We start from the raw sequence: 17,040 nt of genomic DNA, 5'->3' as shown, positions 1-17,040 counted from the left end.
AGATTTTGCATGCATAACCAGGCTCCAATTCAACGTAGAAAATCAACACGTATTTACGTTGGGAATGTGCCGATTGGCGATGGTGCACCCATCGCCGTACAGTCCATGACTAATACGCGCACGACGGACGTCGAAGCGACGGTCAATCAAATCAAGGCGCTGGAACGTGTTGGTGCCGATATCGTCCGTGTTTCAGTACCGACGATGGACGCGGCAGAAGCGTTCAAACTCATCAAACAGCAGGTTAACGTACCGCTGGTGGCCGACATCCACTTTGACTATCGCATTGCGCTGAAAGTGGCGGAATACGGCGTCGACTGTCTGCGCATTAACCCTGGCAATATTGGTAATGAAGAACGCATTCGCATGGTGGTTGACTGCGCGCGCGATAAAAACATTCCGATCCGTATTGGCGTTAACGCGGGATCGCTGGAAAAAGATCTGCAAGAAAAGTATGGCGAACCGACGCCGCAGGCGTTGCTTGAGTCCGCCATGCGCCATGTTGATCATCTTGATCGTCTGAACTTCGATCAGTTTAAAGTCAGTGTCAAAGCGTCAGACGTTTTCCTGGCAGTAGAATCTTATCGTCTGCTGGCAAAACAGCTCGATCAGCCGCTGCATCTTGGGATCACCGAAGCCGGTGGCGCGCGCAGCGGGGCGGTGAAATCTGCCATCGGTTTAGGTCTGTTGCTGTCTGAAGGCATTGGTGACACGCTGCGCGTTTCGCTGGCTGCCGATCCGGTTGAAGAGATCAAAGTCGGTTTCGATATCCTGAAATCGCTGCGAATCCGTTCGCGCGGGATCAACTTCATCGCCTGCCCGACCTGTTCTCGTCAGGAGTTTGACGTCATTGGTACGGTTAATGCACTTGAGCAGCGCCTGGAAGATATCATTACCCCAATGGACGTTTCGATCATTGGTTGCGTGGTGAATGGCCCTGGCGAGGCACTGGTTTCTACACTCGGCGTCACGGGCGGCAACAAGAAAAGCGGCCTTTATGAAGACGGCGTGCGTAAAGACCGTCTGGACAACAATGACATGATCGATCAGCTGGAAGCGCGCATTCGCGCGAAAGCCAGTCAACTGGACGAAGCGCGTCGAATTGACGTTCAGCAGGTTGAAAAATAATAACGTGATGGGAAGCGCCTCGCTTCCCGTGTATGATTGAACCCGCATAGCTCCCGAAACATTGACGGAAGCGTTGAGGGTTCATTTTTATATTCAGAAAGAGAATAAACGTGGCAAAAAACATTCAAGCCATTCGCGGCATGAACGATTACCTGCCTGGCGAAACTGCCATTTGGCAGCGCATTGAAGGCACACTGAAAAACGTGCTCGGCAGCTACGGTTACAGTGAAATCCGCTTGCCGATTGTAGAGCAGACCCCGCTATTCAAACGTGCGATTGGTGAAGTCACCGACGTGGTTGAAAAAGAGATGTATACCTTTGAGGATCGCAATGGCGACAGCCTGACTTTGCGCCCTGAAGGGACGGCGGGCTGTGTACGCGCCGGCATCGAGCATGGTCTTCTGTACAATCAGGAACAGCGTCTGTGGTATATCGGGCCGATGTTCCGCCATGAGCGTCCGCAAAAAGGCCGTTATCGTCAATTCCATCAGCTAGGTTGTGAAGTCTTCGGTCTGCAGGGTCCGGATATTGATGCCGAACTGATCATGCTCACCGCCCGCTGGTGGCGTGCGCTGGGTATCTCTGAACACGTTACCCTCGAGTTGAACTCAATCGGTTCACTGGAAGCGCGAGCGAACTATCGCGATGCGTTGGTGGCATTCCTCGAACAGCATAAAGAAAAGCTGGACGAAGACTGCAAACGCCGCATGTACACCAACCCGCTGCGCGTGCTGGATTCCAAAAATCCGGAAGTGCAGGCGTTACTCAATGACGCTCCGGCGTTAGGCGATTATCTTGACGAGGAGTCTCGCGAGCATTTTGCTGGTCTGTGCAAACTGCTGGAGAGCGCAGGTATTGCCTACACCGTCAACCAGCGTTTGGTGCGTGGTCTGGATTACTACAATCGTACCGTTTTCGAATGGGTGACTAACAGCCTCGGTTCCCAGGGAACCGTGTGCGCAGGCGGTCGTTATGACGGTCTGGTGGAACAGCTGGGTGGCCGTGCAACACCGGCAGTAGGTTTTGCGATGGGCCTCGAACGTCTTGTGTTGTTAGTTCAGGCAGTTAATCCGGAATTTAAAGCCGATCCCGTTATCGATATATACCTGGTGGCTTCAGGCGCCGATACGCAATCTGCGGCGCTGGCATTAGCTGAGCGTCTGCGTGATGAATTACCGGGTGTGAAATTGATGACCAACCACGGCGGCGGCAACTTTAAGAAACAGTTTGCCCGTGCTGATAAATGGGGCGCACGCGTTGCTGTGGTGCTGGGTGAGTCCGAAGTGGCCAACGGCACGGCAGTAGTGAAGGATTTGCGCTCTGGTGAGCAAATGGCAGTTGCGCAGGATAGCGTAGCCGCGCATTTGCGCACGTTACTGGGTTAAGGAAGGAGAAGGACAGCGTGGAAATTTACGAGAACGAAAACGACCAGGTTGAAGCGGTTAAACGCTTTTTTGCTGAAAATGGCAAAGCACTGGCTGTTGGGGTGATTTTAGGCGTTGGCGCACTGATTGGCTGGCGCTACTGGAACAGCCATCAGGTTGAGTCCTCACGATCCACTTCTCTTGCTTATCAAAATGCGGTTACCGCAGTGAGCGAAGGCAAACCAGACAGCATTCCGGCGGCGGAAAAATTCGCTGCTGAAAATAAAAATACTTATGGCGCGCTGGCTTCTTTGGAACTTGCGCAGCAATTTGTTGACAAAAATGAACTAGAGAAAGCTGCCGCCCAATTGCAACAAGGGTTGGCGGACACGAGCGATGAAAATCTCAAAGCCGTGATAAATCTGCGTCTTGCACGAGTTCAGGTGCAGCTCAAGCAGGCTGATGCCGCGCTGAAAACCCTTGAAACCATTAAAGGTGAAGGGTGGGCTGCTATTGTTGCCGATCTGCGTGGTGAAGCATTGCTGAGCAAAGGTGATAAGCAAGGTGCGCGTAGTGCATGGGAAGCAGGCGTGAAAAGCGATGCTACCCCGGCACTGAGCGAAATGATGCAGATGAAAATTAATAATTTGTCCATCTGAGAGGGACCCGATGCAATTGCGTAAATTACTGCTGCCAGGACTGCTTTCCGTTACTCTTTTAAGCGGCTGTTCGCTGTTTAACAGCGAAGAAGATGTGGTAAAGATGTCCCCATTGCCGACCGTTGAAAACCAGTTTACGCCGACCACGGCGTGGAGCACCTCTGTTGGTAGCGGCATTGGCAACTTCTATTCTAATCTTCATCCGGCACTGGCGGACAACGTTGTCTATGCAGCGGACCGCGCTGGTTTAGTAAAAGCGATGAATGCGGATGACGGTAAAGAAATCTGGTCTGTCAGTCTGGCCGAGAAAGATGGCTGGTTGTCTAAAGAGCCAGCATTGCTTTCTGGCGGCGTGACCGTAGCAGGTGGTCACGTTTACATTGGCAGCGAAAAGGCGCAGGTTTACGCGCTGAATACCAGCGATGGTACTGTAGCATGGCAAACTAAAGTCGCAGGCGAAGCACTTTCTCGCCCGGTGGTTAGTGATGGTCTGGTACTTATCCACACCAGTAATGGTCAGTTACAAGCGCTGAACGAAGCAGACGGTGCTGTTAAATGGACAGTTAACCTCGATATGCCTTCGCTCTCTTTGCGTGGCGAATCTGCGCCAGCCACAGCGTTTGGCGCAGCAGTCGTTGGTGGTGATAATGGCCGCGTCAGCGCAGTACTGATGCAACAGGGTCAGATGATTTGGCAACAGCGCATCTCCCAGGCGACCGGCTCTACTGAAATCGACCGTCTGAGCGATGTTGACACAACCCCAGTAATCATTAACGGCGTTGTTTTTGCACTGGCCTATAATGGTAACCTGACGGCGCTTGATCTGCGCAGCGGTCAGATTATGTGGAAACGCGAACTGGGTTCGGTGAATGATTTCATCGTCGATGGCAACCGCATCTATCTGGTCGATCAAAATGACCGGGTGATGGCGTTGACCATTGATGGCGGCGTTACGCTGTGGACGCAAAGCGATCTGTTGCATCGCCTGCTGACTTCTCCGGTGCTGTATAATGGCAACCTGGTGGTGGGTGACAGTGAAGGCTATCTGCACTGGATTAATGTGGAAGATGGACGTTTCGTTGCCCAACAAAAAGTTGATAGCTCCGGTTTCCAGACTGACCCGGTTGCCGCTGATGGCAAACTGCTGATCCAGGCAAAAGACGGGACCGTGTACTCCATTACACGTTAATCGTCTCTGTCGTTCACTTTGAAAACGGCTCCTGGACAGGGGCCGTTTTCCTGTTTTTAACAACGACGCAAAAAAAGCGATCGTTGTCTGATGATTTATAAAAATGAGGCTTTAAACATGGTACCTGTGGTCGCGCTTGTCGGGCGCCCTAACGTAGGAAAATCCACGTTATTTAACCGTCTAACTCGCACCCGAGATGCGCTGGTTGCGGATTTCCCGGGTCTGACTCGTGACCGTAAGTACGGTCGTGCAGAAATTGAAGGCCGCGAGTTTATCTGTATTGATACCGGCGGTATTGACGGTACGGAAGACGGTGTTGAAACCCGCATGGCGGAACAGTCGCTGCTGGCGATTGAAGAGGCGGATGTAGTGCTGTTTATGGTGGATGCGCGCGCGGGTCTGATGCCTGCGGATGAAGCCATTGCCAAACATCTGCGTTCCCGCGAAAAGCCAACCTTCCTGGTGGCGAACAAGACCGATGGACTGGACCCAGATCAAGCAATCGTTGATTTTTATTCACTCGGTTTAGGTGAAATCTACCCAATTGCCGCTTCGCATGGTCGTGGCGTATTAAGTCTGCTGGAGCACGTGCTGCTGCCGTGGATGGAAGATATCGCGCCGCAAGAAGAAGTCGACGAAGACGCTGAATACTGGGCGCAATTTGAAGCGCAAGAGAACGGCGAGGAAGAAGAAGAGGAAGACGACTTCGATCCGCAAAGTCTGCCGATCAAACTGGCGATTGTTGGTCGTCCGAACGTCGGTAAGTCTACGCTCACTAACCGTATTCTCGGTGAAGAACGCGTTGTGGTTTACGACATGCCAGGCACAACGCGTGACAGTATCTACATTCCAATGGAACGTGACGGACGTGAGTATGTACTCATTGACACCGCAGGCGTACGTAAACGCGGAAAAATCACCGATGCGGTAGAGAAGTTCTCAGTAATCAAAACGTTGCAGGCAATTGAAGATGCCAACGTGGTGATGCTGGTGATTGATGCGCGCGAAGGTATTTCCGATCAGGATCTCTCCCTGCTGGGCTTTATTCTCAATAGTGGGCGCTCACTTGTGATTGTGGTGAACAAGTGGGATGGCCTGAGCCAGGAAGTGAAAGAGCAGGTGAAAGAGACGCTGGACTTCCGTCTGGGCTTTATTGATTTTGCTCGCGTGCACTTTATCTCTGCATTGCACGGCAGTGGTGTTGGTAACCTGTTTGAATCAGTGCGTGAAGCGTATGACAGTTCCACTCGTCGTGTAGGTACGTCTATGCTGACACGTATCATGACCATGGCTGTTGAAGATCACCAGCCGCCGCTGGTTCGCGGGCGTCGTGTGAAGCTGAAATATGCCCACGCCGGTGGTTACAACCCGCCGATTGTGGTGATTCACGGTAACCAGGTAAAAGACCTGCCGGATTCGTACAAACGTTACCTGATGAACTACTTCCGCAAATCTCTGGACGTGATGGGTACGCCGATTCGTATTCAGTTCAAGGAAGGGGAAAACCCGTATGCGAACAAGCGAAACACCCTGACGCCGACTCAGATGCGTAAACGTAAACGCTTAATGAAGCATATTAAGAAAAGTAAGTAATTACTTATTGGGTTTCCCTTGCCATCCAGGAAGGGAAACCCAACCAATCGCGAGGAAGAAATATGGAACTCAACTGCCCAGTCTGCCAAAAACCTCTCGAACGCAATGGTGAGACGGCTCACTGCACAACTTGCGATAAAGATTTCACTGTTCAGGCGCTTTGCCCTGACTGTCACCAACCGTTACAGGTATTAAAAGCCTGCGGCGCGGTGGATTATTTCTGCCAGAATGGACACGGTTTAATTTCAAAAAAACGCGTTGAATTTATCGTTGCGTAATATCACGGGAATATATGTTTTTATTTTATATATTCACAACAAAAACACCACGAGCTATTTTCTATTAGCTTAACTCTTAATTAGAGTGAGTAAACTCTCGTTCTTATAACTTTAAGAATATATTTAGCATTTCTGGCGTGCAATCTCTGAACTATCTGAAATACAATATTGAAGCTAATTTCATATTATAAAATTTTTACAGGGAAAAGGCATGTTGCGATGGATACGCTATTTTATGTTAATTTTTATCTCTGGTGCTGCTTATGCGGCACCAGAGATAAATGTTAAGCAAAGTGAATCATCATTACCCGATTTGGGAAGCGAAGCTGCCTTACAGGAAGAACAAAATAACAAAGGTAAATCTCTTAAAGAGCGTGGTGCCAACTACGTCACCGAATCCGCCCAGCAGGGTTTTGAGAACCTGACCCCAGAAGCTCTGGAATCTCAAGCCAGAAGCTATCTGCAAGGGCAAATCACCTCATCTGCACAGTCTTATATTGAAGGCGCGCTTTCTCCATACGGTAAAGTCCGCTCGACGCTTTCTATTAGTCAGGATGGCTCGCTGGAAGGCAGTTCAATCGACTATTTTGTTCCTCTATATGATTCTCAAAAAAGTGTTTATTTCAGCCAGTTATCCGCCCAGCGTAAAGAAGAACGCACGATAGGTAATATTGGCTTCGGCGTTAGACATAATTTTGATAAATGGTTATTGGGTGGAAATATATTTTATGATTATGATTTCACTCGTGGACATCGTCGTTTAGGTTTAGGCACTGAAGCCTGGACAGATTATTTAAAGTTTTCCGGTAACTATTATCATCCGCTTTCTGACTGGAAAGATTCAAAAGATTTCGACTTCTATTTAGAACGACCTGCTCGTGGCTGGGATGTCCGGGCGGAAGCCTGGTTACCTTCTTATCCGCAGCTGGGGGGCAAAATTGTTTTCGAGCAATATTATGGTGATGAAGTGGCGCTCTTCGGCACCGATAATTTAGAAAAAGATCCCTTTGCAGTGACGCTCGGCGTGAACTATCAACCTGTTCCGTTACTGACGGTCGGGACGGACTATAAAGCAGGTACCGGAGATAACAGTGATCTTAGTGTTAACGCCACGATTAACTATCAGTTCGGTGTTCCGCTAAAAGATCAACTGAATAGCGATAACGTCAAAGTCGCTCACTCGCTGATGGGCAGCCGCCATGACTTCGTCGAACGTAATAACTTTATCGTCCTGGAATACAAAGAAAAAGACCCACTAGATGTCACCTTGTGGCTTAAAGCGGACGCCACCAATGAGCACCCGGAATGTGTGATTAAAGACACGCCAGAGGAAGCGATTGGCCTGGAAAAATGTAAATGGACCATCAACGCGCTGATCAACCACCATTACAAAATTGTCGCCGCCTCCTGGCAGGCAAAAAATAATGCCGCCCGTACGCTGGTGATGCCAGTAGTCAAAGCCAACACCATCACCGAGGGCAATAATAATCACTGGAATCTGATACTTCCCGCATGGCAATACAGCTCAGATCAGGTGGAGCAATTGAAACTGAATACCTGGCGAGTTCGGCTGGCGCTGGAAGATGGGAAAGGGAATCGGCAGAACTCTGGTGTAGTGGAGATTACTGTTCAACAGGATCGTAAAATCGAATTGATCGTCAACAATATTGCAGACGAACCGCAGGAAAATAATCATAGCCACGAAGCCAGCGCACAGGCTGATGGTGTTGATGGGGTTGTCCTGGATCTCAGTATCACTGATAGCTTCGGCGATGATACTGATCGTAATGGCAATGCCCTACCAGAAGATAACTTGTCACCACAGCTTTTCGACGTGAACGATCAAAAAGTGACGCTGGCTAATAAGCCCTGTACCACAGATATTCCCTGTGTGTTTATTGCCAAACAGGATAAAGAAAAAGGGACTGTCACACTTTCCAGTACACAGCCGGGAATTTTTCGCTGGAAGGCCAAAGCTGCCCCCTACGATGACAGTAACTATGTTGATATTACTTTCCTCGGTGACACTGTTGGCACAGTGAATGCTTTCATTTATCGCATCAATGATCCATCTCCCCATAATTTGATTGGGAAAACCGATGAACATATTCCGGTGGATGCTTCCTATCGCTTCGTGCTGTGGCACGACAAAAATAAAGACGGCGTGTTTCAACAATCGGAAAAATTAACCGATGAAGAGATGACGCAATACGAATATGAGTGGGAATTTACCGGCCAGAGTGCGCATGGTGAAACCGGAGCGCAAGCAAATACACAAAATGAAGATTTAACGATTCCAGCGACAAACCTGGATGCCGCAAAGAAATTTGGCGCCCAGGTTGGCGACGGCGTACAGGGGTATGGTCTACGCGTAGTGTATAGCCAAAGATAAGATCGGCGCTATGGCCGATCGGCCTGCCGCTGAAGTTTAACCAAGGAGAGTGTTTATGCAACAGGGTAAAAGTAAAGGTCTGACTAAAGTTGCGTTGGCGCTGGCATTAGCAGGGTATTGTGCTGTGCCGGTAGCGATGGCGGACGATCAGGCGCGTAATAATCTTAGAGCGGGTCAGTGGCAATCTGTATCGGAATCTACGGGCACAATTCAGGGGACTGTTCCGTGGATCACACGTAGTTCAACGGAGGTGGCAGAAGCGGATAAAGCACATGTCACGATTACCATTGATCGTAATGGTCGTACTGCCACTGGAGATGCAGATAAGCAGTTCCATATTGGCGATAAATTGAACGTTAACTGGGCAATCGGTGATACTCAGGGAGACCTGGATACTGACAATACAGCGACAAAAGCCACTGTTCAATGGATGAGTTATAGCGATCAGCAAGGTGGTGATCCTAAACCTATCGGTACGGTCGGGAGCGATTCCTATACCATTGCGGCTGCTGATGCGGATCGTTATATCGGTTTAAAAATTACGCCAACGACCACGACGGGTGATCCCAACGTCGCACCTCTTCTTGAACTGTACGACTTGTCAACAAATGCCGGTGGTGGTTCAGATAGCGATGATATTCCTGAAGGTCCGGTATTTGACGATGCAGTCAAAGTGGTAATTTACGAAGCCGATACAACCACTAACCTGTTGGGCTCAGCCACCAAACTCAAAACAGGCACCACCTATAAAGTGTTGCTGTGGAAAGACAGTAACGGTGATGGCACTTACGAGGCGGGGGAAGACGTTACTTCGCAGTACAACTATCGCTGGCGCTTCACGGGAACCAGCCTTCAGTTGGGAACTGCTGGTGGCCTTGTCAACCCAAGCCAGAACAACCAGGATCTGGTTATTCCGGTTACCAACGCCGATGCGAAAACGGCATTCGACTACACAGGCAACCTTACTCTCGGCAACGATGGTGTCCAGGGTTATGGTCTGTCCATCGATTACCAACGCAAATAAAAGCGACAAACACCATTCCCGAAGGGGAATGGTGTTTTCCGTGCGTTTTGCCTAATGTCAGCCATTAAGCAAAACGTATCGAATCAAAAGCATTAATCAGACTAAACGGGCGGGTTTCACTCATGGACGGGTACAAGAAACTAATAAAGTACATCACGTCGCTACTACTCATGCTGACGGTGGCAATGCCGGCTTTTGCAGCATTAAAAGGGGGGCAATGGCATAACGTACCCTCAACACAAGCCATTAATGGCACTGTCCCTGTCGCTGATAACGCCAGTATACCTGTTTATCAGGGAAGTATCCGGCTGGACCCTGCTCAGAGCCATAACGTAGAATTTACTGCAATGCCGAATGAATTCAGTATTGATAGTTCAGCTGCCAGATTAATTCTTAATAATCCTCGTGATACCGAAGGCGATCTTTTTGTCTCACCGACACCGATGATGTACTGGCAGGATCAAATCTTACCTGCAGTTTCGCTGATATGGGCAGATGCAGCCACGCCCGATACTCCTCTCAATCCACAACCTGTTAGTAATCGTTCGTTTTGTTCGCAGAATATGGCGGGGCGCTCATTGGTGGCATGGCCGGAGTTAAGTGCAGATCAGCAGGTCGCACCGTTATTGCATCTATTGACGATGACCGGGGTGCCAAATGATGGTGTAGTACCGCTTGCCTATCCGAAAGTTACGCTGAATATAGCTGCTGCCCAGAGTGATCTGGTGACAATGACCGCCAGTCACTACGACAACACGTTAAAAGCATCGAAAACCACGACTGCAAATACCATTACGCTAACTGTCACAACTAAAAATTGTGGCGGGGATATGGCGGCGAATATTCCATTTACCATCAAGCGCGGCGATGCAATAAATCGGCAGAATGGAGTGAATAATGTAGCTCCAGTTGTACTGGATTCGACAGAGTTGACGACGACGGTCACAGAATATCGCGGTGTAACAAATGCAGAAGGCGTGGCGAAAATTCAGGTTACACAGCCTAATGGCCCTGGAGTGAAAACGCCACTGACGGTGAGTTTGCCAGGGATCTCTCAGACCAGTAGTGCCGACGTGATTTTTACTGTGCTGACCAGCCCGGATGTTCCCGAGGCAAATATGTGGGGGCATATGGTTGATACGTTTGAAGCGTATGGCTACACCTTTAGTCGCCCAAAACTGGCAGCAGAAGCTAGCAACGAGAATGCTACAGTCGTCGACCATAATGAAACCTGGTCAACCTTCACCTGGGAGGGGGCTGATCAACATTGTGCCATTTTACCCGGAATGCGGCAGTTTGGTTTTCTGGCAACGGCAATCCGCAGTTCAGTACAAGCGGAGCTGGGCTGGCCTGTGCAGGGTGATTATTACTGGTCATCCCTGGCGGCTCTTGAGAATCAGCATTACGCCGTTGATATGACGAGTAACAGTGAAGCACCGAAATCAGATAGTGCTACGTTCCTTGTGAGCTGTGTTGATAAAGCCGCTCCTGATGTCGAACCTCAGATTACCCTGACGCCAGATAACTATGATTCGACGCTGAAAGCCGCGAAAGTCATGGTGGGTGATAGCATCACTACCGTGGTATCGATAACGGATAATAAAAACAACAACCAACCCCTGGCGTACTACTACTTTTCCCTGCACCTCGATAATGGGCAAAGCCGTAAAGGGGATACGGATGCGGCATGGGAAGCCTCTCCGGTACACATTGCTGGTGGCTCAGGGTTTAGACAGATAGACACACATAACTATGAAGGTGTAACCGATACTAATGGTCAGGCGACGCTAACACTGACTCAACCGGGAGGAAAGGGGGTTAAAACCCGGATAACGGGGAGTTTGCGTACCGGTTTTACCAATACCGATACCAAAGATGTCATCTTTACAACGGTAACCAGCCCGGACAGCGATAAGGCTCACATGTGGGGGCATATGCGCGGTTTTATTGTGTCAGGCAACATCTTTAAGCGTCCGGTTCTGGCTGATGAAACGTCGCATAAACTGGGGTCAAGGCACGAAAACAATGAAGACTGGGCGCTATTTGACCAGAACACCAGTATGCAGGCGGAGTGTGGGCTCGGGCATATTCCCCGCCAAACTGCGCTGGAAACCTTATATTCCACTTATCCTGGCAATCAGATTGGAGAGGAGCATGGCTGGCCAACCGTCGGTCAGGATTACTTATCTGCCGCAGAGAAGGTTGATACTCACTTTTCAGTAAATCTGGGCAACGGAAGTGTTGATAGTTATCCAGGGTTTAAGCCGAACTATCTTAGTTGTTCTGGCAATGAGCTGGTCACTCGTCTTTTGGTTGATACTGATAAAGATACCGCGCCAGATTCACTGCAGGCAAAAGCAAAAGTTGGAGACACGATTGTCATGACGGTTCGAACCGTCAACGCCATCAACAATGCCGTTGTTCCGTATGCCAGTTTCACTATTACCAAAGGCACAAGCCGTAACAGACAAGGTAGTGCGACCGGTTTTACTGATGCTACAAGCGGGGCAATAGAGATGAATGATGTGCTCTATGGTACATCTCAGCCGTCAATGGTATTTAGTGGAACGACAAATGCGCAGGGGATAGCAACTATCAGGATTGAGCAGCCGCAAGGTGCGGGTCTGGATACATCATTGGTGGTTGCGCCTGAAAGCTCCAGAATTATTGATAGCCATGTTGATTACAGTGTCATTTTTACTGTACCCACGAGTCCGGATGTTGCATCAGCACAGATGTGGGGACACATGGATGAGACAATTAAAGTCGATTCGTTGATCTTCAATCGCCCTAAATTAATGGCAGAAGTTAGCAGTCCCGGTGCTTCTTCGGATGAAAATAACGAAACCTGGGTTCGTGTATCACAGGCCAATATGGCAAATATCAATGCCGGAGGCTGTGGTGCCAATATGTTACCGCGCAGGACTCAGCTTTCCGGGTTGTATTCGGCAAATAGTAATAACACGATCAACAGTGAGCATGGTTGGCCGACGGGAGAAGAGCCTTACTGGAGTAGTACCCCCGTCGATAAAGTGCCGCACTATTCTGCCCTTTGGTTAAATAATGGCTTGCAGATAAATAATAACGAAGCTCCTGTCTATGTAAGTTGCCTGGCGACAGCTAATCCCGTGGCCAGCACCATTACTCTCGACGTTGTTAACAGCAGCCAGTGGAACAGTACGCTGAATGCCGCAAAACTGAAGAAAGGCGAGACGTTACAGGTGAAAGTAACAGTAAAAGATGCTTCAGGTAACCCAATGCCTGATATGCCTTTTACTCTAAAACGTGGTGACGGATATACCCGTACAGGTGAACAACACACGGCAGGAAGTGGCGATGGGATCGTGGCTCCCGTCGTGGTTGAGGGTACGTCATTGAATGATTCTGCGACCCTCTATACCGCAATGACAGGAAGTGATGGCTCAAAAAATTTGAATATTACTCGTCCTGATACGCACGGAACAAAAACGGCGATTACTGCAGCACTTTATTCTGACTCAACGATCAATGCGGCGATGGATACTATTTTTACGGTGGTCACCAGCCCGGACAGCGCAAAAGCAAAAATGTGGGGACACATGGCAGATACGTTATCCGTTAACGGTATAACGTTTAAGCGCCCATTGCTGTTTGCCGAGTTAAACAGTGGTGCGGGTAATGGTCGAAAAGGCCCGGAAGAAGATAACGAAATATGGGCACTGTTTAATCAGACCCAGGCTGAAAACATCAGTCATAATGGCTGTGGGGTGGGGGCGCTGCCAACGCTGGAAAATCTTCAGTTGTTGTACAGCGGTAATACTAACAATGCTATGAAAGATGTGCAGGGCTGGCCGTTGCTGAAAAACTACTATTCTTCAACGCCTGATAATATTGGGATGAATCAGCGCAAGTATAAGACGGAAAATCTGAGCAATGGCACCAGTTCATCTGTGACTGAAACAGAACAGAATTATCTCACTTGTCAGGTAACACCCGTGATACAGGCCAGCCAGATTATTCTTGAACCAGCGGATCAATCGCAAGTCGTGTCTATTGACGGCACAAGTATGTTGAAAACCCCGAAAGGTGAAAGACTTGCTATTCGTGTAACGACGAAAGATGCACAAGGTAATCCTGTTGGCAACACTGCATTTACTATTACACGACCAGTGAGTGTGAACCGCCAGAATGCAGTATCTGGTGATAATCAGCAGAGAATGTTGCAGGTTGATGATGCATGGGGGCATTCGGGATTCTATCTTGATTACTCGACGACGCTGTATGGTGTGACTGGCGTTGATGGCAGCACGACCTTTAGTGTTGGGCAAAATGCATCAATTGGGCTTAAAACCGTACTTACGGCAACACTGGATGCGACAGGGGGCAGTTCGAATACATTACCGTTGATCTATACGGTAATCACCAGCCCGGATAGCAGCAAGGCCAATCAATGGGGCCATATGCCGGAGACCTTTACCAGCAGTGCGGGAATCACATTTAAACGTCCTCAACTTGCCGCAGAGTTAATGGGGATTTCTTCGACGACGATTAATAATGAGTCCTGGGGCTGGATGACAAAAGCGGAACGGCTGGACAGTTCGAAATCCCATTGCGGGGAAGCCTGGCAGCCATTGGTCAATGAACTTCAGGGATTGTATGCCGATCATCCTGGTGGTGATTTGGCAACCGTTTTTGGGCTTCCTGTTAGCGCGGGCATGAACTGGTGGGCGTATGATCAAGTTGCAGAATCTAACAAATGGTACGATCAGTCCGTTAATTTGAGTGCTGGTGGCGTAACCAGAGAAACCAGCACAACCGCGAAAAATTTATTGATGTGTCTGACAGAACCTCACGCAGCACCTGCAACGATAGAGCTAACGTCGTCTGCACAGAGTGATGAGATGACGGCTAAAAACGGTGATCGTCGTTCTGCGGTGGCTAAAAAAGGTGAATTTATACCGTTAACGGTGACGGTAAAAGACAGTGCTGGCAATCCAGTACCCTATGCCCGTTTTACACTTTCGCGCGGCAATGCGACAAGCCGAAGCGGTACAATAATGAATGCTTCCCATGATGATCTCCTGTTGCAGGAAATCACACCAGTGGCAGGTAGCATGTCAATGACGTCTAACTCAAGCCAATGGGCAGGGACAACAGGTACGAATGGTTCTGTAACGTTTACTGTCAATCAGGATACAAGCTGGGGGCTGGCAACCCCGCTTACAGCTCAACTGGTACGAAACCGCGCCATAAAATCAGAACTGGATGTTGTTTTTACCGTACTGACCAGTCCGGATACCAGCAAGGCAGCTTATTGGGGACATATGCCGGATACCTTTACCAGTTCCGATGGTACAGAATTCCTCCGTCCGTTATTGCAGGCTGAGCTTTCTTCTACCACCAATACGTCCGCGAATGCTGTCAATAATGAAATCTGGTATACGTGGACGAAATACCCGAATCTCTATCAATCGAGCAATAGTCCGTGTGACCGTATGGGGATGCCGACATTAGAACAATTTAAAACGTTGTATAACGATTATGTCGGAAGCGGTGGGTTAACGCAGGCATTAGGGCTTCCTGTTGGAAGCAATAGTTCGTGGGGGAGTGGTAATTCCATCCCAACGAATGATGCCAGAAGCAATAACTTCCAATATATAAATCTGAATAATGGGAGTACGACTGCGACAAATGCTGCCAAAGCAACGGCACAGATGTGTCTGGTTAAACGCGCTAACTTAAATATGACGTTGTCATCCAGCGCCCTGGATGTGAATAAATCGACAGCTGTCGCGAAAAAAGGCGAGGTGATACCTCTCACCGTGACCGTTACGGATGGGAGTGGGAATGCTGCGGCAAATGTCACGGTTCGGCTCATGCGTGAACTCTCAAGAGGACGGTCAGGCGATATTGTAGATTCATCAGCATCGAGTAATCTGGCGTTAACGCCTGTATCGCCAGTTTCTTCGTCAATACCATTAATTTATACGTCCTCTGGCAATACCGGGCAGTCCATATGGTATGGGGTCACGGGGAATGATGGGAAGATTGAATTTGAGTTAACTCAGAATAATACCCTGGGAAGCCAAACATCTATTGGGGCAATATTGGCAGATGATTATGACAAAGTTTCTTCTCTGAATACCCGGTTTACTGTAATGACCAGCCCGGATACAGATAAAGCTCAGCATTGGGGGCATATGCCGGAGACAGTTACCACAAAAGACGGTGTTGTATTCGAGCGGCTGAAACTGTTTGATGAAGTACTACCATCAACAAATCTGACATCAAGAAGCGTCAATGGCGAGAACTGGCCTGCACTGTTCTGGAGTACGAAAGATAGCAATACACTTGCTCCTTGCGAGATGGCAAGGCAGCCGACATTAAGCGACCTGCAATCTCTCTTTAATAGTTACGATGCAGGTAAATTAACTGAAAATACAGGATGGCCATTAGATTCGTATAACTGGTTTACGACGGAGAAGGCAACATCAACGTATAAATCCATCAGTATGAACACAGGCGATATATCGACATCGGCCACGCGAGCATATCAGGCTTGCCTGGTCACGCCGAGAGTATCTGTCTCCAGTATAATTCTGAGTTCACCCTCTTTTGATGAAGGAACACAGGCGGCGATGGTGAAGAAAGGTGATGCACTACCGCTGATTGTTACCGTGAAAGACAGCGGCGGGAATCCGGTGCCAAATGTGACCTTTAACCTGAAACGCGGTGATGCAGCACCGCGCAATGCCGGAGCGGCCTTATATGGCGATGTGGCGGCAATGGATGACCTGACTGTTCAGCCGCCAACCGGTGCTACGGTCACCTTGACCGATAGTGGTAATTTGCTTCAGGGAACCACTGGTTCCGACGGCACCGCGACGTTTATGATTAAACAGGATAATTCACCGGGCTATAAAACCCCACTGACGGTAACGCTGAACGATAATATCAACATCACTGCGACGATGGATGCTATTTTCACCGTTATCACCAGCCCGAACGTCTCCTCGGCTCATTTCTGGGGGCATATGGCAGATATGGTCATGGTGAGTGGTAAATCACTGCATCGGCCCTTGTTGACGACGGAGTTACCCGCCGGGAAAAGCCCTGTTTCTTCGCCGGTAATGAACTACGAAAATTGGGCTACTGCGCATGTGGCTGATGCACGACAATGGGATATTGAGGAGCAGTGCGGCAATTTAGCTAACGCGCCGACATATAACGATTTAGCAGTGCTTCATTCTGGTTTTAGTTCGCTGGGATGGCCTTCTTCGCCGAGTTTCCCGTATTTATCAGCCGGGGAATGTGGAATGGATGAAGGGACAGGGGGACAGGATTGTAGTATTTCTGTGATGAATAAAGCAGGCCTTGCCACCTGCTTCCAGTAAGTTTTCGTCGCGGTAATAATACCGGATGTGTGCTGGCTGC

Annotated in this window: 9 protein-coding genes; all 9 read left to right on the top strand. The window is 49.1% G+C overall.

Annotation, left to right across the window (positions count from 1 at the left end):
* Window positions 1–9: 9 nt before the first annotated feature.
* The gene (gene ispG, locus FEM44_RS02565) at window positions 10–1,128 is read left to right on the top strand and encodes a flavodoxin-dependent (E)-4-hydroxy-3-methylbut-2-enyl-diphosphate synthase (protein ID WP_135521550.1); all 1,119 of its coding nucleotides are present in this window, start codon (window positions 10–12) and stop codon (window positions 1,126–1,128) included.
* A gap of 110 nt (window positions 1,129–1,238) precedes the next feature.
* The gene (gene hisS / locus FEM44_RS02560; protein ID WP_135521552.1) at window positions 1,239–2,513 is read left to right on the top strand and encodes a histidine--tRNA ligase; all 1,275 of its coding nucleotides are present in this window, start codon (window positions 1,239–1,241) and stop codon (window positions 2,511–2,513) included.
* Window positions 2,514–2,530: 17 nt separating this feature from the next.
* Complete coding sequence (yfgM, locus tag FEM44_RS02555) at window positions 2,531–3,151, top strand: ancillary SecYEG translocon subunit YfgM (RefSeq protein ID WP_135521554.1); 621 nt, start codon at window positions 2,531–2,533, stop codon at window positions 3,149–3,151.
* A 10-nt stretch (window positions 3,152–3,161) separates the two neighbouring features.
* On the top strand, window positions 3,162–4,340 hold the full coding sequence (bamB, locus tag FEM44_RS02550; RefSeq protein ID WP_130214609.1) for an outer membrane protein assembly factor BamB: 1,179 nt from the start codon (window positions 3,162–3,164) through the stop codon (window positions 4,338–4,340).
* Between the two features lie 117 nt (window positions 4,341–4,457).
* A complete protein-coding gene (gene der / locus FEM44_RS02545; protein WP_064526988.1) occupies window positions 4,458–5,933 on the top strand; it encodes a ribosome biogenesis GTPase Der in 1,476 nt (491 codons plus the stop codon).
* Between the two features lie 62 nt (window positions 5,934–5,995).
* Window positions 5,996–6,211, top strand: a complete 216-nt coding sequence (locus tag FEM44_RS02540) for a zinc ribbon domain-containing protein (RefSeq protein WP_135521556.1) — start codon at window positions 5,996–5,998, stop codon at window positions 6,209–6,211.
* 211 nt (window positions 6,212–6,422) lie between these two features.
* Complete coding sequence (gene sinH / locus FEM44_RS02535) at window positions 6,423–8,603, top strand: intimin-like inverse autotransporter SinH (RefSeq protein WP_135521558.1); 2,181 nt, start codon at window positions 6,423–6,425, stop codon at window positions 8,601–8,603.
* A gap of 55 nt (window positions 8,604–8,658) precedes the next feature.
* The gene (locus FEM44_RS02530) at window positions 8,659–9,627 is read left to right on the top strand and encodes a SinI family autotransporter-associated protein (RefSeq protein WP_135521560.1); all 969 of its coding nucleotides are present in this window, start codon (window positions 8,659–8,661) and stop codon (window positions 9,625–9,627) included.
* A gap of 122 nt (window positions 9,628–9,749) precedes the next feature.
* The gene (locus FEM44_RS02525) at window positions 9,750–17,000 is read left to right on the top strand and encodes an adhesion domain-containing protein (protein ID WP_171022595.1); all 7,251 of its coding nucleotides are present in this window, start codon (window positions 9,750–9,752) and stop codon (window positions 16,998–17,000) included.
* Window positions 17,001–17,040: the final 40 nt, after the last annotated feature.

The sequence above is a fragment of the Escherichia sp. E4742 genome (assembly GCF_005843885.1).
Lineage (GTDB): Bacteria > Pseudomonadota > Gammaproteobacteria > Enterobacterales > Enterobacteriaceae > Escherichia.
The sequence above is the reverse complement of the archived record's forward strand: the minus strand, read 5'-3'. Positions and strand labels throughout refer to the sequence as shown.

Excerpts from the sequence above, each read along its gene's own strand:
- ispG (WP_135521550.1), top strand. The coding sequence starts at position 10 with ATGCATAACCAGGCTCCAATTCAACGTAGAAAATCAACACGTATTTAC.
- bamB (WP_130214609.1), top strand. The coding sequence starts at position 3,162 with ATGCAATTGCGTAAATTACTGCTGCCAGGACTGCTTTCCGTTACTCTT.
- der (WP_064526988.1), top strand. The coding sequence starts at position 4,458 with ATGGTACCTGTGGTCGCGCTTGTCGGGCGCCCTAACGTAGGAAAATCC.
- FEM44_RS02540 (WP_135521556.1), top strand. The coding sequence starts at position 5,996 with ATGGAACTCAACTGCCCAGTCTGCCAAAAACCTCTCGAACGCAATGGT.
- sinH (WP_135521558.1), top strand. The coding sequence starts at position 6,423 with ATGTTGCGATGGATACGCTATTTTATGTTAATTTTTATCTCTGGTGCT.
- FEM44_RS02530 (WP_135521560.1), top strand. The coding sequence starts at position 8,659 with ATGCAACAGGGTAAAAGTAAAGGTCTGACTAAAGTTGCGTTGGCGCTG.
- FEM44_RS02525 (WP_171022595.1), top strand. The coding sequence starts at position 9,750 with ATGGACGGGTACAAGAAACTAATAAAGTACATCACGTCGCTACTACTC.